Here is a 22,372-nt window from a genome sequence, read left to right as displayed (position 1 = left end):
GCTTTGTGAAACTGCTGTCCGCCCCTATCTGTCCCCCCATGGCATCGCAAGAGATCGAGACCCTCGCCAGTGCGCTCGCCCGGTTGCCCGGCCTGGGCCCGCGCTCGGCCCGGCGCGCGGTGTTGTGGCTGGTCAAGAACCGCGAGGCCGCGCTCCCCGCTCTGCTCGAGGCACTGGACGCCGTGTCGCAGACTCTCGTCGAATGTTCGAACTGCGGGAATGTCGACACGCGCGACCCCTGCGGCATCTGCGCCGATCCCCGGCGCGACGAGCGCGCGATCTGCGTGGTCGAGGATGTCGCCGATGTCTGGGCGCTCGACCGTGCGCGGCTGTTCCAGGGACGCTACCACGTTTTGGGCGGGCGGCTTTCGGCGCTCGACGGGGTTGGGCCTGAGGACCTTGCCATCCCCTCTCTTCTATCGCGGGTCGAGAACGGGGCGGTCGACGAGGTGGTGCTGGCGATGAACGCGACGCTTGAGGGGCAGACGACGGCGCATTACGTCGCCGAACGGCTCGAACCGCACAATGTCCGGATTACCCAGCTCGCCCACGGCCTGCCGGTCGGCGGCGAGCTTGATTATCTCGACGAGGGTACGCTGGCGCAGGCCCTGCGGGCGCGTCGCCCGCTCGACTGACACCACGGGTGCGCCGCCCGCTCGACTCGGCGCATTTTCGATCATCGTGATCGCCCCCTTTGTCTTGCAGCAAACGCACCGCGCGACTATCTTGCGTCCCATGGCTATCCGCGAAATTCTCGAAGTGCCGGACCCCCGGCTCAAGACCGTCTCGACCCCGGTGGAACCGGACGAATTCAATGACGACCTGCGCAGTCTGGTCGCCGACATGTTCGAGACGATGTACGATGCCCCCGGCATCGGCCTTGCCGCGATCCAGGTCGGCGTGCCCAAGCGCGTGCTCGTCATCGACCTCCAGCCCGAGGACCCGGACGCCGAGCCGGTCGAATGCGAACATGACGGGCACAAGCACACCCATCCGGCGACGAAGAACGACCCGCGCATCTTCATCAACCCGGTGATCGTCGATCCGGCACAGGAATTGTCGACCTATCAGGAAGGCTGCCTATCGGTCCCCGAGATCTACGCCGACGTCGATCGCCCGGCGACCTGCACGGTGCGCTACCAGGACCTCGACGGGAACCACCACGAGGAACAGCTCGAAGGGCTGATGGCGACCTGCCTCCAGCACGAGATGGACCACCTCGAGGGGATCCTGTTCATCGATCACCTCTCGCGGCTGAAGCGGTCGATGGCGCTGAAAAAGCTCAAGAAGATCCGTCAGGCGGCCTAGCTTGCCTTGCGAAGGTGCATTCGCACCGTCGTCCTCGCCAGGCGCGCAGCATAGCTGCGGCCGCTGCGGGCGGGGGTGCAGGTGCGCTTCGCACGTCTGCGCTTTCGGCTTCGAATCCGGCCTTACGGCGCTGCGCGCCGAATTTGCGCCTGTTCATCGAGTTTGCGGCCTCAATCCGCCGCTTCGTTGTCCATCAGGCCGTGCACGGCGGCTTTCACGTCGGCGATCACTTCCTCGCACATCATCGCACAGCGCCTGCAATGCGCATCGTCATGCTGCTTGCACAGCTGGTGGCATTCCTCGCAGGCGATGATCGCCGCCGCGCCGACCGCCTTGATCGTGCGCACGTGGCCGCCCACACGGCGCGAGGCGATGCGGTAGAAGGCGGTGCAGGCATCAGATGCATCCATGCAGCGCCGGATGCATTCGGCGCGGGCATCCGCGTCGGCCTCCGCAAGGCACGCATCGGCGCAGGCGTTCATGATCGCAGCGCCATACATTGCGTGCTTCACCGCCTCGCCCAGCTGATCGTCGTGATCCCCGCCTGCGAGCGGGTGTTCCTTCAGCATTTCCTTGATCGACATGACTTCGCTCCTCCTTCGCCAATGAAGCGAGCCGTGCCGGGGTTCGGTTCCGAGATCGCGTCTCGCCGCGCGGCCCGGCGGGGGGCAGGGGGCGGAACACACCAGCCTCATCGCCCGTTTGCTCGGCATGTTCAGCGACGACACAATGCTCGCCATCGTCCACGCCGTCGCGCGGGTGTTCGAACTCGCCGGGATCGGCGCGATCCTGCTCGGGGCCCTCATCGCGCTCGGCCACCTGGTCCGCAATCTCGCCCGGGGCGGGACAGGCAAGGCGCAAGAGGACGACAGCATCGCGGTGTTCCGCCGGATGCTCGGCCGCTCGATCCTCACGGGTCTCGAATTGCTGGTCGCAGCCGACATCATCCTGACCGTCGCGGTCGACCCGACGCTTGAGAGCGTCCTCGTCCTGGGCGCGATCGTGCTGATCCGGACATTCCTCAGTTTCAGCCTTGAGGTCGAGATCGACGGACGCTGGCCGTGGCAGAAGAAGGCGACGGGCGAGGCGGAGCAATAGTCGGGGAAATCGTTAGAAAGACGCTGGCGTTCCCTATTCGTTCCGTGTAGGGGAAGGTCATGGACCCGACGATTCTCGCTCTCGCTGCGCTGCTTGTCGGCGCGATATCCGGACTTGCCGCCGGCCACTGGTTCGGCGCGCGCCCGCTGGCCGACCTGCGGGCGCGGCTGGCCGCGCGCGAAGAGGAATTCAGGACCGCGATCGCCGAACTGGGCGAGGCGCGGATCGAGCTTTCGGATGCGAAGGCGGCGCTGTCGGCGGCCAATGAACGCGCCTCGCATGCCGATCGCCTGTCGGGCGATGTCGAAAAGCTGCGCGCGGAAAACGCCACCTTCCGTGCCGAGCGTGCCGGGTTCGAGGAGCAGAAACGCCTGCTCGAGGAATCGCGCGAAAAGCTGCTCAAGGAATTCGAGAACACCGGCGCCAAGGTCCTGGAGGCGGCGCGTGCTCGCTTCGACAGCGAGGCGACGAAACGGCTTGGCGAGGCGCAGAGCCAGCACAAGGATGCGGTGGCTAACCTGCTGAAACCGGTCAGCGATCGGCTGGAGAAATACGAACGCCAGGTCGAAACGCTGGAAAAACAGCGCGCCGATGCCTTCTCCAGCCTCAACCGCGAAATCGAATTGATGCGCGTCTCTCAGGAACAGGTGCGCAAGGAGGCAGAACGGCTCGGCAATTCGCTGACCAACGCACCCAAGGCCCGCGGACGCTGGGGCGAGCGGGCGCTGCAGAACGTCCTCGAACAATGCGGCCTGTCCGAGCACACCGATTTCATGCTCGAACAATCGGTCAACACCGCCGACGGACGCCTCCGACCCGATGCGATCGTCAACGTTCCGGGCCAGAAGAAGCTGGTGATCGACGCCAAGGTGTCATTGAACGCCTACCAGGCCGCGTTCGAGGCGGAGGACGATGCCGAGCGCAAGCGGCATCTCGACCTCCACGCCAAGAGCATGCGCAACCACGTCCAGACATTGGGGTCTAAGGGCTACCAGAGCCAGTTCGAGGACGCGCCCGATTACGTCGTGATGTTCGTCCCCGGCGAACACTTCGTCGCCGCCGCGCTCGAACACGATCCGGAACTTTGGGACTTCGCCTTCCACAACAAGGTTCTGCTCGCGACGCCCACCAACCTCGTTGCGATCGCGCGCACGGTCGCGCAGGTCTGGCGGCAGGACCGGATGGCGGAGGAAGCCGCCGAGATCGGGCGAATGGGGGCGGAACTTTATGATCGTCTTGCCAAGGTCACCGAAGATCTCGGCAAGATGGGCACGCATTTGGGCCGTGCGGTGTCGAGCTACAACGATTTCACGCGCAGCTTTGAAAGCCGCGTTGTCGTGTCGGCGCGCAAGATGCATGAAAAGGGGGTGGAGATCGGCAAGAGGGAGATCGCCGATGTCGATCTCATCGAGACGAATCCGCGTGTGCCTGAGACACTAAAGCTGGATGGTTCGAGCGGCGCCGATCGCGACGCGGCGGAATAGCGGTCGGCTCGGACGGGTGAGTCCTGCTCGATCAGGACGCTGACAGCATCACCCCTCCAGCGCCGCCAGCACCTCATAGGCAAGAACCGCCCCTGCGACCGCGGCGTTCAGGGAATCCGCTCTGCCCCGCATCGTCATCGTCACGCGCAGGTCGCATTCGGCCTCGTAGGCTGCGGGCAGACCCCGGGATTCGTTGCCGACGAGGATGAAGCAAGGCGCCCGGTAGGCAGCCCCGCGATAAGGCACCGCATCGCGCAGGGATGCCGCGACCAGCTGGCCCTCGCCCGCGCGCAGCCATTCGACGAACTCGCTCCACCGTGCCCGTGCGAGCCCCTGCGTGAACACAGCGCCCATGCTCGCGCGGACGGCCTCGGCGCTGAAGGGATCGGCGCAATCGTCGATCAGGATCAGCCCGCCCGCCCCGACCGCATCGCCGGTGCGCAGCATCGTGCCGAGATTCCCCGGATCGCGCAGGTCCTGCGCGACCAGCCAGATCGGCGCCGCTCCCCGGTCGAGCCGGGCGAGGCCGGTGTCCCATTCGCCGAACACGCCGGCCACCGCCTGCGGGTTCTCCTTGCCAGTGATCTTCGAGAGGATGTCGGGCGTGGTCACCACGATTTCTCCGCCCGCCGCCTCGACTTCCTCTTCGAGCCGGGCGAGCAGCGCGTGCGGCGCGCGCCCTTCGGCCATCACCAGCAGGCTCGGCACGCGGCCGCTGGCGCGCGCATCCTCGAGCAGGCGCAGCCCCTCGACGAGAAATTCGCCCGCCCGACGGCGATGCTTCTTGTCGCGCAAGGAGCGCAGGTGCTTGACTGTGGGATTGGAGAAACCGGTGATGTGCCTGCGCATGGATCGTCCGTAGGCCGCCGGCCGCGGCAAGACTAGGTCGTGGACTCATAATTTCTGGTCCAGAGCCGGATGGCTGCGAGGGCTACGGCTGCGAGGAAGTTGCTAGCGAGTTTGTCGTATCGAGTGGCGATGCGGCGGAAGTGCTTGAGCTTATTGAAGAAGCGCTCGACTGGATTGCGCTGACGATAGAGCTCGACGTCGATCACGCGCTGCTGTTTGCGATAGCGGGGCGTCGGAGTGCAAGTTTGCCCTCCGGCATCTGCGACCAGCGTGAGCAGGGCATTGCTGTCGTACGCGCGATCCCCGATTACAACGGCACCTGGCCTAAGATCGGCGAGCAAGGCACCTGCTGCACGACTGTCATGCTGTTGACCGGGAGAGAGGATCAGGCGAACGGGCAGTCCGCGCTCGTCGACGACCACATTGATCTTGGTGCTCAATCCGCCACGAGAGCGACCGATGGCGTTATCCGGACCCCCTTTTTTGCCCCCGCGGCGTGTTGATGCGCGCGGATGATCGAACTGTCGATCAAAGCCATCGAACGCGGACTTCGCGCCGCAAGCGCCTCGAATACACGCAGCCACACGCCCGCTTTCGCCCACCGGTTGAAACGATTGTAGACCGTGGTGTGCGGACCGTAGCGCTCGGGCAGATCGCGCCACGGCGATCCGGTTCGCAGCACATAGAAGATCCCATTGAGCACTCGCCGGTCATCCACTCGCGCTACACCGCGCGGACGGTTCGGCAACAAAGGCTCGATGATCGCCCATTCGGCATCCGACAAATCAAAACGCGCCATCTCCAAGGCTCCTTCCGCAAACCTTGAATCAGCCTCTCCCAAAATACGCAAGATCTATGAGTTCAGAACCTAGTCCTCGCCGAAACCGCTTTCGATGAGAGCGGCGAGATCGTCCATGACGGCTTCGGCATTGTCGCCCGCAACGACCAGCTCGACCTCGTCGCCTTTGGCCGCGCCGAGCATCATGAGGCCAAGGATCGACCCTCCCGAAGCGCTGTTGCCGTCCTTTGCGAGGCGCACCTCAACCCCGTCGTCCAGCGCGCTCACCGCGCCGACGAAGCGAGCGCTGGCCCGTGCATGAAGGCCGCGGCGGTTGACGATCATAACCTTGCGGCGGATTTCGGTCCTGTTCTCGTTCATCCTGCGGCCCCCTCCCTGGCCTTCTCTCTCGATTGCCCGGTGCGGGGTCAGCCCGAGCCGCCGCTCGCCTTGCGCGGCGCGCGGCCGTCGTCGCCGAGCAGTTCGCTCGCCACGGTGATGTAGGTTCGCCCGGCGCTCTGCGCCGCCTCGACCGCCTCGACCACGCCCAATGTCTTGCGCGCTCCGGCGAGCCGGATCAGCATCGGCAGGTTGATCCCCGCGATCACTTCGACGCGGCCCGCATCGAGCAGCGAGATCGCGAGATTCGAAGGCGTGCCGCCGAACAGGTCGGTGAGGATGATGACGCCCTGGCCCTCATCGACTGTCGTGATCGCCTCGGCGATTTCGGCCCGGCGCTGCTCCATGTCGTCATTCGGCCCGATACAGACCGTGACGATCCCTTCCTGCCGCCCGACCACATGCTCCATCGCCTCGACGAACTGGTCCGCAAGGCGGCCATGAGTGACCAGTATCAAACCAATCATGCCGGAATTACGTCCATTTGTTCACGGCGTTGCAGCGCCCCGTTGGAGAGGAATCGTGTCACGTCACACCGGCCTGCCTGCGCTCGAGCTCGTCCGCGGCGCGCGAGGCAAGATTGCGGTGCCGGACAGTGGGCGAAAATCCCTGCTCGCGCAAGGCCTGCGCCATGCACTCGGCGGTGTAGACCGAGCGATGTCTCCCTCCGGTACAGCCGAAGGCGACATGGACATAGGATTTTCCCTGGGCATGGTAGCGCGGAAGCAGGGTGAGCAGCAGGTCGCGGATGCGCGCGAAGGCATCGGCGAACGCGGGGTCCTGTTCGATATGCGCGCCGACGGGCGCATCGCGGCCGGTCAGCTCGCGCAGGCCCGGGGCCCAGTGCGGGTTGTCGAGAAATCGCATGTCAAAGACGAGATCGGCGAGCGGCGGCATCCCGCGCGCGAACCCGAAGCTCGAGATCGTCAGCGTGGTCCCGTCCGCGTCCCGCTCGCCGAACAGCTCGCGGATGCGCGCCTGCAGGTCGTTCGATGACAGCGCGGTCGTGTCGATGACGATATCGGCCCAGCGCCGCAGCGGTTCGAGCAGTTCGCGGTCCGCCGCGATCCCGTCGAGCACCGGGCGCCCCTGCGCCATGGGGTGGCGGCGGCGGGTTTCGTTGAAGCGCCGCTCGAGCTCCGCATCGGCGCAATCCATGAACATGAAGCTGGTGGTGAGTTGGTCGCGGCCCGCAAGCTCCTTAGCCAGCGCGATCACGTCGGCGGGGACGAAACCCCTCGTGCGCGAATCGAACCCGATCGCGAGGCGTCCCTGTTCCTCGCCCGGCCGTGCCACCAGCCGCTTGAGCATGCGCACCGGGAAATTGTCGATCGTCTCCCAGCCGAGATCCTCGAGCACATCGAGCGCGGTCGACTTGCCCGCACCGGACAGGCCGGTGAGGAGCAGCAAGCGCTGGCGGTCGGTCGTCCCTGCATTGGCCTCGGGTTCGCTGGAATTCGTCATGCCGCGCATTTTCGCCGGGAGAGCCAGCTATGGGAAGCGCCTTTTTTGCACTTCGTGCTGCTCGGCGCCGCGCGTTTCAACGCGGGGCCAGACCATGCAGCCGCAGCGCCCATTCGGCGCGCATCGCCGGGGCGAGGGGTCCGGGTTCGAAGGGCAGGACGGGGATCTCGCAGCCGAGCAAGGGGCGGGTGGGCACGCTCTCGGGCAGGCGTTCCGGCGAAGCATCGCGGGGAGAGCGAAGCGCGAGAATCAGCGCGACCGGGGCGGGAGGAGCGGTCTCCAGCCGCACGATCCCGACCCCGCGCAGTTCGATCATACCGGCGATGCGGGGTGGCGGTGCGGCGATGAGCGCGCCGTCCTCACCGCGCGAAAGCGACACGCCGTCATCGCCGATCAGTCTCGCGCCCCGTTCGATCAGCGCGAGCGCGAGGCTCGACTTGCCGCTGCCCGGCGCGCCTTCGATGAGAAGTGCGCGGCCGGAAATCGCGACCGCGCTCGCCTGGATGACGGTGGTGTCGTCCTCCGCCATCGCGGCTTCAGGCGGCCGGCAGGCGCAGGCGCAGGCAGGCGCCGCGCTTGGCATCGGGGCGGCTGTCGGCGCGAAGCGTGCCGTCATGCGCTTCGGCGATGGCGCGCGCGATGGCGAGGCCGAGGCCGGAATGATGGCCGAAATCCTCCTGTTCAGGGCGCACCGAATGGAACCGCTGGAACACCTTGTCGCGCGAATCTTCGGGGATGCCGGGACCATAGTCGCACACGGTGAGCGTCACCCAGTCGCCGTCATTGTCGATCCCGACCTCGATCGGCGCATCGGGCGGCGAGAAGGAGACGGCGTTGTCGAGCAGGTTTTCGACCACCCTTTCGAGCCGCGCGCCCACTCCCGCGACGATCGGTGCGAAGCCGCGCGCGGCAAGCTCGATCGCGCGACCTTCGTTCTCCGAGCGGTGTTCGCGGCTGCCGATGATCGCGCGCACGAGATCGGCAAGGTCGATCCGTTCGAGCGTGGCGCGGCTCATCTCGGCGTCGATCCGGCTCGCATCCGAGATTTCCGAGACGAGCCGGTCGATCCGGCGCACGTCGTGGGTGGCGATCTGTTCGAGTTCGCGGCGCAGATTGGGATCCTCGACGCGGGGCAGGGATTCGATCGCGCTGCGCAGGCTCGCGAGCGGGTTCTTGATCTCGTGCGCGACATCGGCGGCGAAGCTGTCGACCGCGTCGATCCTCTGGCGCAATGCGCCAGTCATGTCCGAAACCGCGCGGGCGAGCAGGCCGATCTCGTCGCTGCGTTCGGGCAGGCGGGGGACCTCGACCTCGCGTTCGCGGCCGGCGCGCACCCGCATCGCCGCCTTGGCGAGCAGCCGCAGCGGCGTGACGATCGTGCGGGCGAGGAACAGCGAGAGCAGGATCGAGGCGGCGAGCACGCACAGCACCGCGATGCCCAGCGTCGATCGCGCCGCGCGCACGCTTTCGGTGATGTCGACCGCGTTGCGCACGGTCAGCAGGGTCGCCCCGTTGAGGCCGACCGGCGCCGCCGCGGTGATGACCGGCGTCCCGTCGAGCCAGTCGTAGAGCCGCACCTGGCTCACCCCCTCTTCGCGCGCGCGGGCGAGTTCCGGCCAGGCGTCGGCTTCCTGCGCTTCAGGTTCGACGTAATCGGTGACCGGTTCGGCCGAGACGATCGTGTCCACAGTCCGGTCGAGCCAGCGGGCGAATTGCTGGTCCCAGCTGTCGTCGGAGATGTCGTCGAACTGGAAGGCGGGCTCGGCGAGCGCGAAGCTGTCGGCCCACAGCCGCCCCTCGGCATCGAACATCCGAAGCCGCATGCGCTGTTCCTTGCCGATCTGGACGAGCAACGCCTCCTGCCGCTCGCGGGTCGCGCCGGCAAGCGCCTCGGCCGTGATCTGGGCCTCGATCCGGGCCATCTTGAAGCGTTCGTTGATGAGCTGCGTGCGGTAGCCGTCAAGGTAGAACAGCCCGCCGCCCAGCAGCACCAGCGGCAGGATGTTGACCACGAGGATGCGCGCGGTCAGCGCAAAGCGGCCGGTGGTGGTGAACTGCTCGCCCGTGCGCAGCGCGGAATGGACCTCGCCCGAGCCGCGCCGCGCACCCGGCGGCAGTCGCCCCATAACGCGCGCGGGCGAGGGCGCGCGAGCGGACAGACGGGCGGCGGGCCGCGCCCGGGCGCCCCCGCGGTTAGACATCGTTGAAGCTGTAGCCCGCGCCATAGAGCGTCTCGATCGCGCCGAAGTCGGGATCGACGCTGCGGAACTTGCGGCGCATGCGCTTGATATGGCTGTCGACGGTGCGGTCGTCGACGAAGACATCGTCCGGATAGGCCGCGTCCATCAGCTGGTTGCGGCTCTTGATGACGCCGGGGCGCGCGGCGAGCGCTTCGAGGATCAGGAATTCGGTCACGGTCAGGCTGACCGGGCGATCGTCCCAGGTGACGTGGTGGCGGGCCGGGTCCATGAACAGCCGCCCGCGCTCGATGATCGGATGGGTGGGCCGGGCCTCGCCGCTTTCGCTCGCCCCGGCGCGGGCCGGCTCGGCCCGGCGCAGGATCGCCCGGATGCGCGCGATCAGGAGGCGCTGGCTGAACGGCTTGGATATGTAATCGTCCGCGCCCAGTTCGAGCCCCGCTTCCTCGTCGCCCTCATCGTCCTTGCTGGTGAGGAAGATGACCGGCAGCGCGGAATGTTCGCGCACCCGGCGCAGCAATTCCATTCCGTCCATCTTGGGCATCTTGATGTCGAACACGCCGAGGTCGGGCGGATTGTCGACCAACGCCTTCAATGCCGTCTCGCCATCGGAATAGAGCCGGGTCACGAACCCTTCGGCCTGGAGCGCGATCGAGACCGTGGTGAGGATGTTGCGGTCATCGTCCACCAGGGCGATTTCGCTGCCCCTCGGCTGGGCGTTGCCGGACTGCGCGTCGTCGTCCGCGTTCGCCGGCGCGGACGCATGGGAGGCGGCTTGCGCCTGCGTCTCGCCGATCGCGTCATCGCTGGCCGACATCGTGTCCTTCCTCTCGCCCGCGCCGGACCCCGCTTGCGGAACGCTACCCGGGTCGTCTCATGCGCCGGACCAGAGTTAGCGCGGGCGCCCGTCCAAGACAACGCCGCCGTCGCAAGCAGAGGCCCGGCCACGCCTTGCGGGGCATGGCGGGCAAGCGGGCGCAGGGCGGTTTGACGACGCGCCGACGCGCCCCTATGCCCAACGGTCTTGGGGGTCCGGATGCGCCACGAATCGCTTCGCATTCGCGGGAGAATCGGGTGCATTCGCCGGCCTTCAGATCCGAACGTCGAACACCATGCCCGCATCAGCGCCATCCGGTTCAGGAGACCAAGAAGTTGACCCCGCTCGCCTTTTCTCTTGCCAGCCAGGGAATCGAGACCTCGGCTGAAATCCACCCAAATCTAGGCACTCCCGAACTCGTCGAGGCCGCGCTCGCGAATGGCGAGGGATCGCTTTCCAGGCATGGCGCGCTTGTCGTGAAGACCGGCGCGCATACCGGGCGCAGCGCGAAGGACAAGTTCATCGTGCGCGACGGCGAGACTGAGGACAGCGTATGGTGGGGCAAGGTCAACGTGCCGATGACGCCCGAACATTTCGCCGCGCTCAAGGCGGATTTCATGCAGGCGGTCGCGGAAAAGGACACGCTCTATGTCGCCGACCTTTTCGGCGGCTCGCAGCCGGAACACAGGGTCAATGTGCGCGTCATCAACGAACTGGCGTGGCACAACCTGTTCATCCGCACCCTTCTGGTGCGCCCGGATGCCAATGAACTCTCCGGCTTCTCGCCCGAATACACGATCATCGACCTGCCGAGCTTCCGCGCCGATCCCGAACGCCACGGCACGCGGGGCGAGACCGTGATCGCGGTCAATTTCTCCGAAAAGCTGATCCTGATCGGCGGTACGAAATATGCCGGCGAGATGAAGAAGAGCGTCTTCGGTATCCTCAACTACCTGCTGCCGACGCGCGGCGTGATGCCGATGCACTGCTCGGCCAATATCAGCGAGGACGGCAAGACGGCGGTCTTCTTCGGCCTGTCGGGCACGGGCAAGACCACGCTGTCGGCCGATGCCAGCCGGACGTTGATCGGCGACGATGAACATGGTTGGTCGGACACCGCGGTCTTCAATTTCGAAGGCGGCTGCTATGCCAAGATGATCCGCCTGTCCGAAGAGGCCGAGCCCGAAATCTACGCCACCACGCGCCGGTTTGGCACCGTGCTCGAGAATGTCGTCATGGACCTCGACACGCGCGAGCTCGACCTCGACGACAATTCCCTCGCCGAAAACACGCGCGGGGCCTATCCGATCGACTTCATCCCCAATACGAGCGAGAAGAACCTCGGCCCCGTTCCCTCGAACGTCGTGATGCTGACGGCCGATGCCTTCGGCGTGCTTCCGCCGATCGCGCGGCTGACGCCGGAACAGGCAATGTATCACTTCCTGTCGGGCTACACCGCCAAGGTCGCCGGGACCGAGATCGGCGTGACCGAGCCCGAGGCGACGTTCTCGACCTGTTTCGGTGCGCCGTTCATGCCGCGCCATCCGAGCGTCTACGGCAATCTCCTGAAGGAGCGCATCGCCAAGGGCTCCGTGCAGTGCTGGCTCATCAACACCGGCTGGACGGGCGGGAAATACGGCGCTGGCCACCGCATGCCGATCAAGGCGACCCGAGCGCTTCTCAATGCCGCGCTCGACGGCGATCTCGACCATGTCGAATTCCGGCAGGACCCCAATTTCGGCTTCGCCGTGCCGATCAGCGTGCCTGCCCTGTCCGAGGCGGGGATCGAGCAGTCGATCCTCGACCCGCGCAGCACGTGGGACGACAAGGCGGAATACGACGCGACCGCGGCGAAGCTGGTTCAGCTCTTCATCGACAATTTCGCCGAGTTCGAGGCCCATGTCGACGAAGGCGTGCGCAAGGCGGCGCCGGTGGCGGCCTGACCGTGCCTGCGCTCCCCGCCCCTGTCGGCGGCGGGGAGCGTCCTTGCGTCGTAATGTAAGGCTGTCATGATTGCATCGCGCGCCAATCCGACTCGCGTGCGATGAGGGAGGACAGTTATGAGCATGCTCGATCATTTGATGAGGAATATCGGCGGCGCGCCCGACGACGTGGCTAATCTGGCGAGCAAGGTCGGCATCGATCCCGCCCTTGCGGAAAAAGCGATCGCGGTTCTCGGCCAGACGCACCAGATGGAAGGCGACACGATCGAACTCGCTTCCGAACGAACCGGGCTCGGTACCGGCATCCTGTCGCAGATCGTCGCCCAGATCGGGGGCGATGGCTCGCTCTCCGAATTCGCGCGCATGATCGAGGAAGACCCCTCCTCGCTTTCCGGGCTGCTCGATCTTGACGGCGACGGCGATGCGATGGACGACATTGCCGGGATGGCGAAAGGTCTGTTCGGCGGGAAGGGCTGAGGCCGGGCAGGAACGGGCGGCAGGTTTCAGCCCCCGCTCTCGGTGTCCTCGTCATTGTCCGCCACCAGTGCCGACATGTCGAGCGGGGTCCCGTCCGGGGTCTTTTCCAGCACCGCGATGAGCTGTCGCGCCTTTTGCGCCGCGCCTGAGCCGTGCGGGTCTGCGGCGAGCGGCGCTAGCGTGGCGCGCGCCGCCTGGTTGAGCCGTTCGCTGATCAGCATCATCCCGACATTGAGCCGCAGCCCCTGATCGAAGGGCGCAAGCTCCGAGGCCCGCTTGAGCGCGAGCTTCGCGTTCTCCTCGGGACGCATCCCGCGCTGAACGAAGCTGCGGTAATAATAGATCAGCGGGAGCGGGTGGTCTGGCTCCATCTGGTTCAGTGCGGTGAACGGCTCCATCGCGTGATCATAGGCGGCGTCCTGGTCTTTCGCGTCGAGGGCCATGCGAAACAGCGCATAGCCCTTCTGGACATAGGCGTTCTTGCGCGACGGATCGAGCGCCAGCGCGCGGTCGGCCGCGGCAATCGCCTCGGCATCGTTGCCGGCATCGTATTCCGCTTCGGCGAGCGCGGTGAGCACGCCCGCATCCTGCGGAAATTCGCCTGCGACCTGGCGCGCGTCGGGCAGCAGTTCGAGCGCTTCCTCCTGGTTCACGCCGCGGCGCGATTTCACGATCACGTCCATCATCTCGTTCATGCCCTCGGACAGTTCGGACACGGTGATCTGGCCGATCGGGAGGAGTTCCGCCGGCAGTCGCTGGGCCGGGATCCGGCGGCTGCGCTGGTATGCCTTCAGCTCCTTTTCGAGCTCGCCGAGATCGCCGAATGCCTCTTCGGCCGCCTGCAGGCTGGGCATGCCCTGCATGTAGAGGCGGGCATATTCGCTGTATTGCGGAAAGCGCGTTTCGTGGAACATCAGGTAGTGGAAGAGCAGCCACGCCTGCCCGTAAAAACCGTCACGCCGCCGACCCCTTTCCGCGACGACCCGGTCGTAATCGAGGATCTCCTCGATCGACAGCTGGTCGGCGAAATTGAGGTCGCCGACCCGGTGATTGGCCGGCAGACCGAGATCGACCCCGCCATTCTTCTGGAACCGGGCGGCGGCGAAGAATTCCGCCGAGCCTTCGGTGATCCAGCGTGGCAGGGCATAGGGCGTGGCTGACAGAAAGAAATGGTGCGCATATTCGTGCATCAGCACGATCAGGGTGAAATCGGTCTCGTTCCCGCGCAGCCTCACATTGGGCACGAAGGCGACCGAACCGCCCGCGCGCGGAATGTAGAAGCCCGCGACATTCGAGCCGGTATCGCCATAGAGCTTGCGCAGCGTGCGCTCCGAACCGACGGCATAGACCGTCACCCGGTTGGAGGGACTGGGAACTGCGGGATTGAAGCCCGAAAGCTTCGACATCGCCATGTGATAGCGTTCGAGCCGCTCGGCGAATTCGCGGATGTCGCGCGCATCGCTGTCGGAATAGATGACGAAGCGTTCGGTTTCGGCCTTGTGCCAGTCGGCCTGCGCGGGCGCAGCGAAAACAAGCGCGGCGGCGAAGAACGCGGCCGCGCGGGCGAGAAAGCGCGCGATGTCGGTAAGCATATGTCCCCCCTTGAGCGTCTGCGATACGCTTTTCGGATGGCGGGACTATAGCTCGGCGCGGCCGTGTTGCCACCCCGAACCCGCGACTACTTAGGCACTTGCCGCCCGGCTCCAGCCCCTTGCCACCTCACCCCTTGCCACCTTGCGCGGTGGCGCGGGCGTCACCCCCGCGCGCCGGCGATGTAGCGGCCGACCGTGTTCTCGACCACGTTGAGGGGCGCGTTTCCGCCAAGGATCACCGCGGTGTTGAAGGACCTGAAATCGAAGGCGCTGCCGAGCGCCGTCTTCGCCCGCTCGCGCTGTTCGACGATCTGTGTGTGCCCGACCTTGTAGCCGCAGGCCTGGCCCGGCCAGCTGCAATAGCGATCGACCTCGCTTGCGACTTCCTGCGGCTTCGACCCGTTTTCCTCGACGAAGAACCGGCGCCCTTCCTCGCGCGTCCAACGCTTTGCGTGAAGGCCCGTATCGACCACCAGCCTGCAGGCGCGAAAGGCGAGGCTCTGCAGGTATCCCAGCCGCCCGACCTTGAATTCCTCATAGGCGCCCAGTTCGTCGGCGAGCTGTTCGCCGTAGAGCGCCCAGCCTTCGGAAAACGCGTTGAAGGCGAGGATCGAACGGATCAACGGCAGGCGGTTGGAAAACTCGCCCTCCCAGACATGACCGGGAATGGTCTCGTGAAAGGTGAGATCGGGAAGGTCGTATTTGCGGTGGAGATCGGTGGTGCGAAGGTTGATCCACATCCGGCTCGGGATGGTCCCGTCCTTGCTTCCCGCGCCGCCATAGGCGCCCGGCGCGCCCGGCTCCTCGGCCAGCGGCAGGCGGCGCACTTCGAGGTTGGGGTCGACCAGCTGCGTGAAGGCGCGCGGCATCTGCGCCTTGATCCAGCCAATCCGCTCTTCGATGAAGGCCATGATCTCGGCCCGGCCCTCATCGCCCTTGGCGAACTGGTAGCGCGGGTCCTTGGAAAGCGCCTTCATCCGTTCGCCGACCGTGCCTTTCGTATAGCCGATTTCGCGCAGGATCGGGTCCATCCTCCCATGCAGATCGGCCAGTTCCTCAAGCCCCTGCCGGTGGATTTCGTCGGGCGAAAGCGAGGTCGTGGTCGAGGCGCGGATCGCCCAGTCGTACCATTCATCGCCCATCGGGCGCGCCCACATGCCGGCATCGGACGTCGCGACGGCGCGCTGGGCCTTCAGCTCCTCCATTTGCGCGGCGAGCGCGGGCGCAATGTCGAGCCTGCTGATCTCGCGCGCCATCTCGACCTGTTCGTCGAACGAACCGTCCGGCAGATTCGCGCGTATCCCCTCGGCGAGCGGCCCCGCATAGGGCGTGCCCTCGGCGGCGGCCGCAATGCTTGCTTCCATCTGCGCGATCGCCTTGTCGAGCAGGAAGTCGGGCGGGACCACGCCCATGCCCCGTGCCTCGCGCATGCGTTCGCGCTCGGCATCGAGGATGGTGGGCACCTGGCTGAGGCGGTTGAGGTACAAATAGACGTCCGAATCCGATCGCACCGGCTGCGTCGATCCGAAAAAGCGCGGATAGTCGATATAGCCGCCGACATTCTGGATCACGACATAGGGCGCATTGCGCCACGATCCGACGGCGACTTCGCCATAGGGCAGCGCCATGCCTTCGAGCGCGCTGGCAAAGGCGGTCTCGACCACTTCGAAGCCGACCTGCTGGTCGGCGGAGATGCCCTCACGCGGATAGGACCGCGCCTTTTCGAGCGCGTCACGCAGGGTCGAGGCATAGGCCTCGCGCCCTTCCTCGCCGACCTTGCCGAAGGTCCCGCGCCAGCCGGCATATTCGCCGTTGTCGATCCCCAGGCCGGTCGCACGGCCCGGCTCGTGCTCGAGCATCGCATAGGCGATCCGGTCGAGCATCCGGTCGGGCGAAAGCGTGTCGGGCGGCGTGTCGCGCAGGCTCGGCTGGGAATATCCCGCGGCGCAACCGGGCAGCAGCGCGAGCGCGGAAACACCGCCGAACGTGCCGAGCGCTTCGCGGCGATTGACGGAACGGGCGGGGATCTTGGCTGCGTTGCTCTCTCTCATGGGCCGGGGTGTTAAAGTCCGCATCCCGGGTGTCAATCGCGGGCGTCGAAAGCTGCCGGGCGCTTGATCGGGGCGGGCGGAGCTATCATAGGCGGGGGAATATCGCGGGCGGATTTAACCGGACAAGGACGCAGGCGTGACGACGGACCTCGTACTCTCGATCGTGATGCTGGCCGCGCTCGCGCTGCTGGCGGGGGCTTTCGTCCTGTGGCGCCGCACGGGCGAAGTGCGCAATCCGGCGCTGATGGTGCTGCTGGCGCTGATCGCGGTGGCGAACGTGCTGATCTGGACCGTGCCGACTTCCAACGGGACGACGCCGCTCGGCGAAGTGCAGAAAGGCGGGGAGGGCTGAGCCTCCCGCACCCCCCGTGCACCTGCGCCCGGATCAGTCCGGGATTTTCCAGTTGATCGCGTTGGAATAGGTCCCCGCGACCCTGTTGCCTGCACCATCGCGCGCGGGCTCGAAACGGGCGCGGCGCTCGATCAGGCGACAGTCGCCGCATCGAGTTCGGCATGGCCAGAAGACCGGGTGATGGTGCATTCGCTGATCCGCCCCGATGGATCGATCGCGAGCGTGAAGCGAGCGGTCCCGCTCATTCCCTCGCGGATCCAGCGGCTGCGATAGTCGGCGTCGGTCACCCACTCGCCCAGACTGCCCTTGGGCCTGGCGATCACCGGATCGGCGAAGGCGGGAAGCGGGGCGGGGCGATCTCGCCGATCTCGCCGGGCAATGCGTCGCCGAGGCCCGGCAAAGCCCCGATCGGGGCGGTGTCGCCGAATTCGAAGCGGGTGTCGGCATGTCGGTCGGGACGGGCCGAGACCGTTTCGACCGGCGCGGTCGCCGGTGCGGCGGGATCGACCGGACGCTCGGGCAATTCGGCCATGGGGGTGATCTCGACCACTTCGTCCTCGATCGGCTCGGCGATCGGATTGGGCACGAATTCGGGCGTGACCGCGGTGACCGCGAGGCCGGCGACGAGCAGCGCGGCGAAGGCGGCAGGCACGCCGAGCGCGCCGAGGAGCGCGGCCGGATTCGGCTTCGCGCGATATGCGAGCGTGCTCATGAAGGGCTCCTTTCCCGTTGCCTGTAGGCGAGGGGCCGTAGGAAACGGCCCGCTCGCCTGGCAGGTTGCAATGTAACGGGAGAGAAACGAAATTGTTTCGAGTTGCCGATCAGGACCGGTCGCGGATTAAAACTAATCCAACTTGCGTAATTAAATTACGCCAAAGTTTCACGCGGCAAAGCCCGCGAATGTACGAAGTCACTTGATCGGGCAGTCGGGCGAAAGCCGGAAATCGAGGTAATTATCGACCGAACCCATCAATTCCTCGAGTTCGTTCTCGAAGAAGTGATTGGCGCGCGGGATTTCCTCGTGATGGATCGTGATGTGCTTTTGCGTGCGCAGCTTGTCGACGAGCTTCTGCACCGCGTTCGGCTGGACCACGGTATCGGCTGCGCCCTGCACGAAAATACCGCTCGCGGGGCAGGGGGCGAGGAAAGAGAAGTCGTACATGTTCGCAGGCGGTGCGACCGAGATGAAACCGCGCACTTCCGGGCGTCGCATGAGCAGCTGCATGCCGATCAGCGCGCCGAAGGAATAGCCCGCGACCCATGTCGTTTGCGCTTCGGGATGGATCGACTGGACCCAATCGAGCGCGCTTGCCGCGTCGGAGAGTTCGCCCACGCCCGAATCGAAGCTCCCCTGGGAGCGCCCGACGCCGCGAAAATTGAACCGCAGCGTTGCGAAACCACGATCGGCGAAGGTCTTGTAGAGCCTCTGCACGATCCGATCGTTCATCGTGCCCCCGCCTTCAGGATGGGGGTGGAGGATCAGCGCGACCGGCGCACGCGGGCGCGGCGGCGGTGAGAAACGGCCTTCGAGACGGCCTTCTGGGCCGGGAAAGATGACTGAGGGCATCCGAGATTGAACCTTGCGTAGAATCGACACGCGGACGACCGGTTGGTCCCCGCGAAAGCGCGCTCTATATAGGCCCCGATGCCATTTTCGCAATTTTTTGTCGGGTGATTCCAGCTTGACGCGCAATTACCTCGACCATGCCGCCACGACACCGCTGCGTCCGGAGGCGAAGGCCGCCTTGCAGGAAGGCTTTGCCTTGTGGGCGAACCCGTCCTCGCCCCATGCCGAAGGGCGCAAGGCGAGAGCCGCGCTCGAGGATGCGCGCGCGCGGATCAGGGCGGCGCTGGGCTGGGAGGGGGAGCTGATTTTCACCTCGGGCGCGAGCGAGAGCGCGGAACTTGCCCTGACCCGCGCCCAGGCGGGCGCGCGGCTGGTCAGCGCGGTGGAGCACGACGCGATCCTCAAGGCCGCGCCGACCGCCGAACGCCTGCCCGTCATGCCCGACGGGGCGCTCGACCTCGACGCCTTGCGCGAATCCGTGCGGCGCGAGCGCCCGCTGGTCGCGGTCCAGCACGTCAATTCCGAGACCGGCAACCGGCAGGATCTCGAAACGATTGCGGGCATCGTGCACGAGGCGGGGGGGCTGCTGCTCGCCGATTGCGCGCAGAGCGCGGGCAAGTTCGCGCTTCCCCCGTGCGACATGGCGATTGTGTCGGCGCACAAGTTCGGCGGGCCGATCGGCGTCGGCGCCCTGCTGGTAAGGGATTACGCCATGCTCGAACCATCGGGCGGGCATGAACGCGGCTATCGGCGCGGGACCGAGAATCTGCCCGGCGCGCTCGGCATGGCGGCGGCGCTGGAGGCCGATGGCGATCCCTATCTCGCGCCCGAAACGCTCGAACCGCTCGATGCGCTGGCCGAGGATTGCCGGCAGCTGGGCGGGACCTGGCTCGCCGACCGCCTGTCCGATCCCACACCCTATGTCCGCGCGCTTGCCATGCCGAACATGAGCGGCAGCGCGCAGGTCATGCGCTACGACATGGCGGGGTTCGCCGTGTCCCAGGGCTCGGCCTGTTCGTCGGGCACGATGAAGACCAGCCACGTGCTGGAGGCGCTGGGGATTGACGAGAAGATCGCGGCGAACACGATCCGGGTTTCGTTCGGCTGGTCGACGACGCGCGAGGAGGTGATGCGCTTCTGCGACCAATGGCGGGAGTTCGCGGGCGGATGATCTATCTCGATTACCAGGCGACCACCCCGCTAGCGCCCGAGGCGCGCGAGGCGATGCTGCGCTGGCTCGAAGGGCCGGAGGGAACAGGCTTCGGCAATCCGCACAGCGCGCACCGCATGGGCCGGTCGGCCTCGGCCGCGATAGAGGCCGCGCGCGAGCGGGTTGCGGCGCTGCTGCCGGCCGGCGGGCGCGTCATCTTCACCAGCGGGGCGACCGAGGCACTGAACACGGCGCTCAGGGGCACGGGCGGCGACGTGCTGACCTTTGCCACGGAACACGCCGCCGTGCTCGATTGCATGCGCCCGGTCGAGGCTTCGCGGCGGGCTTTCACCGTGCTTCCCGTCCGGCCGGACGGACGGGCCGATATCGCCGCGCTCGAAGAAGCGGCGGGGCCGGCCACCGGGCTCGTCGCGGCGATGGCGATCAACAACGAGATCGGGACGCGCCACCCGCTCGGCGACATAGTCCGGATCGCGCGCGCCAAGGGCGCGCTGGTGCTGGTCGATGCGGTGCAGGCCTATGGCCGGGTGCCTCTGACCGAACTCGATGCCGATTTCATCGCCATCTCCGCGCACAAGATCCACGGTCCCAAGGGCATTGGCGCGCTCTGGATACGCGACGGGGAGGAGGTCGAACCGCTGATGTTCGGCGGCGGTCAGGAAGCGAAACTGCGCTCGGGCACGCTTTCCCCGGCGCTTTGTGCAGGCTTTGGCGCGGCGGCGCAGATCGCTGAGGAACGCATGACCGCGGATGCCGAACACATCGAGGCGCTGTGGACCCGCGCGCGCGAACTGTTCGCCGAATGGACCCTCAACGGCAGCGCATCCGAACGCTGGCACGGCAATCTCAATATCCGCCGCGAAGGCCTCGATGTCTCCCGCCTGATGTCCGATTGCCGCAATGTCATGTTCTCGGCCGGAAGCGCCTGCGCCAGCGGATCGGGTAGGCCGAGCCATGTCCTGAGCGCGATCGGCCTGTCCGATCGCGAAGCGAAGGCCTCGATCCGCCTGGGCTTCGGGCGCTATACGCGGCGGGACGATATCGAACAGGCGGCGCGCGCGATCACCGAGGCCGCCGGAGGGCAGTGGCCATGAGGACGGGCGGAGCCATGAAAAGGATCGGGCCATGGGCATAAAGGTGCGCTTCATCGACCCGCAGGGCCGCGCGGTCGAGGCCGAGGGCGAACCGGGCGACAGCCTGCTGCGCGTCGGCCAGGCCGCGGGCCTGCCGCTGGAGGGGACATGCGAGGGGCAGATGGCGTGTTCGACCTGCCACGTCATTGTCGCTCCCGAGTGGTTCGACCGGCTCGCGCAGGCAAGCGAGGAGGAGGAGGACATGCTCGATTTCGCCGCCGGGGTGCGCCGCACGAGCCGCCTTTCCTGCCAGATCGAGCTGACCGATGAGATGGACGGGCTGACGGTGAGCGTGCCGTCCGAAAGCATCGACGCCCGACGGATGTAGCCCCCCGGGGGCAAGTCCGTCCGCGCTGGCAAACGCATCGCCGCAGCGCCGATGAGGGCCGGAACAGGCCCGCGGCATCCTCGTTTCCATAAGTTGCATGGAAAAGAACAGTCCAAGTCCCGCGCCTTCGGATCGCTCGCCCGAGCGCAGGGGAGCCGCGCGCAATGCCTATCTCGGCGCGATCGCCTTCGCCGCCGTATTCTGGCTGCTGATGGAGACGATGACGATCTCCATGCCCTTCTTCGCGGCGCTGCTGCTTGCATTGGGTGTCTGGCCGCTGGTCGAGCCGATCCGGGAGCGGATGCCGCGAAACCTCAAATGGACGGGCGCGCTTGCTGGCATGTTGCTGGTGGTGGGGATCCTCGCGATATTCCTGCTCGGTCTCGGCCTTGCCGCCCAGCAGGTCTATGGCCTGGTGCAGGATGTCGGACCGGAGCTGCGCGAACGTCTCGGCGCGCTGCCCGGGCCGCTGCCCGATTTCCTCGACGGCTCGCCCGGCGGGAGCGCGTTTTCGGCAGGCGGGCCGCTCGTTTCGACCGCGCTCGCCGCGCTCAACATAACGGCGAGCACGCTGGGCGGGCTCATCCTCATCGTTTTCCTGATGCTGCTGATGTTGACCGAGGCGGAGAACTGGCACAGCAAGATCCTCACCCTCTCGAGCCAGGGCGGCGACCAGCGCTGGCTCGAGATCGGGCGCAGCGTGGGACAGAAATTCCGTGCCTATTTCACCACCCGCTTCATCATCAGCCTGATCAGCGCCGGCCTTTACATGGGCTGGCTCGCGCTGTTCGGGGTCGATTATCTCGTTCTTTGGGGCGTGCTCACCGTGCTGCTCAATTTCGTGCCTACAGTCGGCTCGATCATCAGCGGGGTGCTGCCGGTATTCTACGTGCTGGTGACGCGCGATCTCGGGACGGCGGCGATCATCGGCGGGGGGCTTCTTGCGATCGAACAGGTGATCGGCAATTTCCTCGATCCCAAGCTGATGGGCAAACGGCTCGCGATTTCGCCGCTGGTGGTGCTGATTGCGCTGATGTTCTGGTCGATCGTCTGGGGCATTCCGGGGGCGCTGCTGGCGGTCCCGCTGACCGTGCTGCTGACCATGGTGATGGCCCATTTCGACCGAACCAAGGGCGTCGCCCTGCTGCTTACGGATTGTTCGACGATGGAAGAACTGGAGAAATATCGCCGGCCCGACTGAGGTCCTGAATTATTGGGATCCCGACTGACAAAACCCCGACTGAGCCATCGCGCCCGTGGCTGCGCCCCGGCACGCGAAAACCCCGCCGCGCCTTGCGGCACGACGGGGCGCTTGCCACGACCGGCCCTGCAGAGGGGAGGTCGGGACCGGCCGCGGCTTTGA

At 66.4% G+C, this 22,372-nt stretch carries 24 protein-coding genes and 1 pseudogene; 11 read left to right on the top strand and 14 right to left on the bottom strand.

All coding sequences use genetic code 11. The features are described 5' to 3' along the window. Positions 1–38 precede the first annotated feature (38 nt). Both recR and Ga0102493_RS11360 read left to right on the top strand, forming a co-directional pair. Positions 39–635 carry a recombination mediator RecR gene (gene recR / locus Ga0102493_RS11365; protein ID WP_034906939.1) on the top strand — a complete coding sequence of 199 codons (597 nt, stop codon included), beginning with the start codon at positions 39–41 and terminating at the stop codon, positions 633–635. 100 nt (positions 636–735) lie between these two features. After that, complete coding sequence (locus tag Ga0102493_RS11360) at positions 736–1,308, top strand: peptide deformylase (protein ID WP_034906938.1); 573 nt, start codon at positions 736–738, stop codon at positions 1,306–1,308. A 170-nt stretch (positions 1,309–1,478) separates the two neighbouring features. On the opposite strand, the gene Ga0102493_RS11355 is transcribed toward Ga0102493_RS11360, so the two are convergent. Next, positions 1,479–1,892 (bottom strand): four-helix bundle copper-binding protein, encoded by a 414-nt coding sequence (locus Ga0102493_RS11355; RefSeq protein WP_034906936.1) that lies wholly within the window; start codon positions 1,890–1,892, stop codon positions 1,479–1,481. Positions 1,893–2,019: 127 nt separating this feature from the next. Here Ga0102493_RS11355 and Ga0102493_RS11350 point away from each other — a divergent pair, with 127 nt between their 5' ends. Beyond that, a complete protein-coding gene (locus Ga0102493_RS11350; protein WP_051698493.1) occupies positions 2,020–2,406 on the top strand; it encodes a DUF1622 domain-containing protein in 387 nt (128 codons plus the stop codon). Positions 2,407–2,465: 59 nt separating this feature from the next. Continuing rightward, the gene (locus Ga0102493_RS11345) at positions 2,466–3,890 is read left to right on the top strand and encodes a DNA recombination protein RmuC (protein ID WP_034906933.1); all 1,425 of its coding nucleotides are present in this window, start codon (positions 2,466–2,468) and stop codon (positions 3,888–3,890) included. Between the two features lie 48 nt (positions 3,891–3,938). On the opposite strand, the gene Ga0102493_RS11340 is transcribed toward Ga0102493_RS11345, so the two are convergent. From Ga0102493_RS11340 to Ga0102493_RS11305, 8 genes and pseudogenes are all read right to left on the bottom strand, one after another. Then, positions 3,939–4,739: a TrmH family RNA methyltransferase gene (locus Ga0102493_RS11340; protein WP_034906930.1), complete on the bottom strand. Its 801-nt coding sequence runs from the start codon at positions 4,737–4,739 to the stop codon at positions 3,939–3,941. Between the two features lie 32 nt (positions 4,740–4,771). After that, positions 4,772–5,538 (bottom strand): annotated as a pseudogene (locus tag Ga0102493_RS11335) (IS5 family transposase). 69 nt (positions 5,539–5,607) lie between these two features. After that, complete coding sequence (locus tag Ga0102493_RS11330; RefSeq protein WP_034900458.1) at positions 5,608–5,898, bottom strand: HPr family phosphocarrier protein; 291 nt, start codon at positions 5,896–5,898, stop codon at positions 5,608–5,610. Positions 5,899–5,945: 47 nt separating this feature from the next. Beyond that, positions 5,946–6,383 carry a PTS sugar transporter subunit IIA gene (locus Ga0102493_RS11325; protein ID WP_034900459.1) on the bottom strand — a complete coding sequence of 146 codons (438 nt, stop codon included), beginning with the start codon at positions 6,381–6,383 and terminating at the stop codon, positions 5,946–5,948. Positions 6,384–6,441: 58 nt separating this feature from the next. Continuing rightward, a complete protein-coding gene (gene rapZ, locus Ga0102493_RS11320) occupies positions 6,442–7,380 on the bottom strand; it encodes an RNase adapter RapZ (RefSeq protein WP_034900532.1) in 939 nt (312 codons plus the stop codon). Between the two features lie 76 nt (positions 7,381–7,456). Next, entirely contained in the window at positions 7,457–7,909 is a 453-nt protein-coding gene (locus Ga0102493_RS11315; protein WP_034900533.1) for an HPr kinase/phosphorylase, read from the bottom strand. A gap of 7 nt (positions 7,910–7,916) precedes the next feature. After that, entirely contained in the window at positions 7,917–9,506 is a 1,590-nt protein-coding gene (locus Ga0102493_RS11310; protein WP_081845486.1) for a sensor histidine kinase, read from the bottom strand. Between the two features lie 67 nt (positions 9,507–9,573). Next, entirely contained in the window at positions 9,574–10,395 is an 822-nt protein-coding gene (locus Ga0102493_RS11305; protein WP_051697437.1) for a response regulator transcription factor, read from the bottom strand. Between the two features lie 335 nt (positions 10,396–10,730). Between Ga0102493_RS11305 and Ga0102493_RS11300 the strand changes: the two genes are divergently transcribed. Both Ga0102493_RS11300 and Ga0102493_RS11295 read left to right on the top strand, forming a co-directional pair. Further along, positions 10,731–12,338, top strand: a complete 1,608-nt coding sequence (locus Ga0102493_RS11300; protein ID WP_034900461.1) for a phosphoenolpyruvate carboxykinase — start codon at positions 10,731–10,733, stop codon at positions 12,336–12,338. Between the two features lie 117 nt (positions 12,339–12,455). Continuing rightward, positions 12,456–12,815, top strand: coding sequence for a hypothetical protein (locus tag Ga0102493_RS11295; protein WP_034900462.1), 360 nt, complete (start codon positions 12,456–12,458; stop codon positions 12,813–12,815). 26 nt (positions 12,816–12,841) lie between these two features. Here Ga0102493_RS11295 and Ga0102493_RS11290 read toward each other — a convergent pair whose 3' ends face one another. Both Ga0102493_RS11290 and Ga0102493_RS11285 read right to left on the bottom strand, forming a co-directional pair. Beyond that, a complete protein-coding gene (locus tag Ga0102493_RS11290) occupies positions 12,842–14,407 on the bottom strand; it encodes a hypothetical protein (protein ID WP_051697439.1) in 1,566 nt (521 codons plus the stop codon). Positions 14,408–14,568: 161 nt separating this feature from the next. Further along, complete coding sequence (locus Ga0102493_RS11285; RefSeq protein WP_034900465.1) at positions 14,569–16,458, bottom strand: DUF885 domain-containing protein; 1,890 nt, start codon at positions 16,456–16,458, stop codon at positions 14,569–14,571. 136 nt (positions 16,459–16,594) lie between these two features. Between Ga0102493_RS11285 and Ga0102493_RS11280 the strand changes: the two genes are divergently transcribed. After that, positions 16,595–16,810 (top strand): hypothetical protein, encoded by a 216-nt coding sequence (locus Ga0102493_RS11280; protein ID WP_236922212.1) that lies wholly within the window; start codon positions 16,595–16,597, stop codon positions 16,808–16,810. 131 nt (positions 16,811–16,941) lie between these two features. Here the strand turns inward: Ga0102493_RS11280 and Ga0102493_RS11275 are convergent, their stop codons facing one another. The 3 genes from Ga0102493_RS11275 to Ga0102493_RS11265 form a co-directional block, all read right to left on the bottom strand. Further along, entirely contained in the window at positions 16,942–17,097 is a 156-nt protein-coding gene (locus Ga0102493_RS11275) for an energy transducer TonB (RefSeq protein ID WP_150132462.1), read from the bottom strand. A gap of 32 nt (positions 17,098–17,129) precedes the next feature. Next, positions 17,130–17,522 carry a hypothetical protein gene (locus tag Ga0102493_RS11270; protein ID WP_034900467.1) on the bottom strand — a complete coding sequence of 131 codons (393 nt, stop codon included), beginning with the start codon at positions 17,520–17,522 and terminating at the stop codon, positions 17,130–17,132. Positions 17,523–17,720: 198 nt separating this feature from the next. Continuing rightward, a complete protein-coding gene (locus Ga0102493_RS11265; protein WP_034900469.1) occupies positions 17,721–18,377 on the bottom strand; it encodes an alpha/beta hydrolase in 657 nt (218 codons plus the stop codon). A gap of 115 nt (positions 18,378–18,492) precedes the next feature. On the opposite strand from Ga0102493_RS11265, the gene Ga0102493_RS11260 reads away from it, so the two are divergent. From Ga0102493_RS11260 to Ga0102493_RS11245, 4 genes are all read left to right on the top strand, one after another. Continuing rightward, on the top strand, positions 18,493–19,548 hold the full coding sequence (locus tag Ga0102493_RS11260) for a cysteine desulfurase family protein (RefSeq protein ID WP_034900471.1): 1,056 nt from the start codon (positions 18,493–18,495) through the stop codon (positions 19,546–19,548). Continuing rightward, positions 19,545–20,642, top strand: coding sequence for a cysteine desulfurase family protein (locus Ga0102493_RS11255; protein WP_034900473.1), 1,098 nt, complete (start codon positions 19,545–19,547; stop codon positions 20,640–20,642). Before Ga0102493_RS11260 ends, Ga0102493_RS11255 begins: the two co-directional genes overlap by 4 nt. Positions 20,643–20,673: 31 nt before the next feature. Then, entirely contained in the window at positions 20,674–21,009 is a 336-nt protein-coding gene (locus tag Ga0102493_RS11250; RefSeq protein WP_034900474.1) for a 2Fe-2S iron-sulfur cluster-binding protein, read from the top strand. 97 nt (positions 21,010–21,106) lie between these two features. Beyond that, complete coding sequence (locus Ga0102493_RS11245; protein WP_051697442.1) at positions 21,107–22,210, top strand: AI-2E family transporter; 1,104 nt, start codon at positions 21,107–21,109, stop codon at positions 22,208–22,210. Positions 22,211–22,372: the final 162 nt, after the last annotated feature.

This window comes from Erythrobacter litoralis (assembly GCF_001719165.1).
GTDB classification, from domain to species: Bacteria; Pseudomonadota; Alphaproteobacteria; order Sphingomonadales; family Sphingomonadaceae; genus Erythrobacter; species Erythrobacter litoralis.
This window is presented reverse-complemented; position numbering and strand designations above follow the sequence as displayed.

Bases quoted from the DNA above. Each gene is read 5' to 3' on its own strand.
- recR (WP_034906939.1), top strand. From the start codon at position 39: ATGGCATCGCAAGAGATCGAGACCCTCGCCAGTGCGCTCGCCCGGTTG.
- Ga0102493_RS11360 (WP_034906938.1), top strand. From the start codon at position 736: ATGGCTATCCGCGAAATTCTCGAAGTGCCGGACCCCCGGCTCAAGACC.
- Ga0102493_RS11355 (WP_034906936.1), bottom strand. From the start codon at position 1,892: ATGTCGATCAAGGAAATGCTGAAGGAACACCCGCTCGCAGGCGGGGAT.
- Ga0102493_RS11350 (WP_051698493.1), top strand. From the start codon at position 2,020: ATGTTCAGCGACGACACAATGCTCGCCATCGTCCACGCCGTCGCGCGG.
- Ga0102493_RS11345 (WP_034906933.1), top strand. From the start codon at position 2,466: ATGGACCCGACGATTCTCGCTCTCGCTGCGCTGCTTGTCGGCGCGATA.
- Ga0102493_RS11340 (WP_034906930.1), bottom strand. From the start codon at position 4,739: ATGCGCAGGCACATCACCGGTTTCTCCAATCCCACAGTCAAGCACCTG.
- Ga0102493_RS11330 (WP_034900458.1), bottom strand. From the start codon at position 5,898: ATGAACGAGAACAGGACCGAAATCCGCCGCAAGGTTATGATCGTCAAC.
- Ga0102493_RS11325 (WP_034900459.1), bottom strand. From the start codon at position 6,383: ATGATTGGTTTGATACTGGTCACTCATGGCCGCCTTGCGGACCAGTTC.
- rapZ (WP_034900532.1), bottom strand. From the start codon at position 7,380: ATGACGAATTCCAGCGAACCCGAGGCCAATGCAGGGACGACCGACCGC.
- Ga0102493_RS11315 (WP_034900533.1), bottom strand. From the start codon at position 7,909: ATGGCGGAGGACGACACCACCGTCATCCAGGCGAGCGCGGTCGCGATT.
- Ga0102493_RS11310 (WP_081845486.1), bottom strand. From the start codon at position 9,506: ATGGGGCGACTGCCGCCGGGTGCGCGGCGCGGCTCGGGCGAGGTCCAT.
- Ga0102493_RS11305 (WP_051697437.1), bottom strand. From the start codon at position 10,395: ATGTCGGCCAGCGATGACGCGATCGGCGAGACGCAGGCGCAAGCCGCC.
- Ga0102493_RS11295 (WP_034900462.1), top strand. From the start codon at position 12,456: ATGAGCATGCTCGATCATTTGATGAGGAATATCGGCGGCGCGCCCGAC.
- Ga0102493_RS11290 (WP_051697439.1), bottom strand. From the start codon at position 14,407: ATGCTTACCGACATCGCGCGCTTTCTCGCCCGCGCGGCCGCGTTCTTC.
- Ga0102493_RS11285 (WP_034900465.1), bottom strand. From the start codon at position 16,458: ATGAGAGAGAGCAACGCAGCCAAGATCCCCGCCCGTTCCGTCAATCGC.
- Ga0102493_RS11270 (WP_034900467.1), bottom strand. From the start codon at position 17,522: ATGAGCACGCTCGCATATCGCGCGAAGCCGAATCCGGCCGCGCTCCTC.
- Ga0102493_RS11265 (WP_034900469.1), bottom strand. From the start codon at position 18,377: ATGCCCTCAGTCATCTTTCCCGGCCCAGAAGGCCGTCTCGAAGGCCGT.
- Ga0102493_RS11255 (WP_034900473.1), top strand. From the start codon at position 19,545: ATGATCTATCTCGATTACCAGGCGACCACCCCGCTAGCGCCCGAGGCG.
- Ga0102493_RS11250 (WP_034900474.1), top strand. From the start codon at position 20,674: ATGGGCATAAAGGTGCGCTTCATCGACCCGCAGGGCCGCGCGGTCGAG.
- Ga0102493_RS11245 (WP_051697442.1), top strand. From the start codon at position 21,107: ATGGAAAAGAACAGTCCAAGTCCCGCGCCTTCGGATCGCTCGCCCGAG.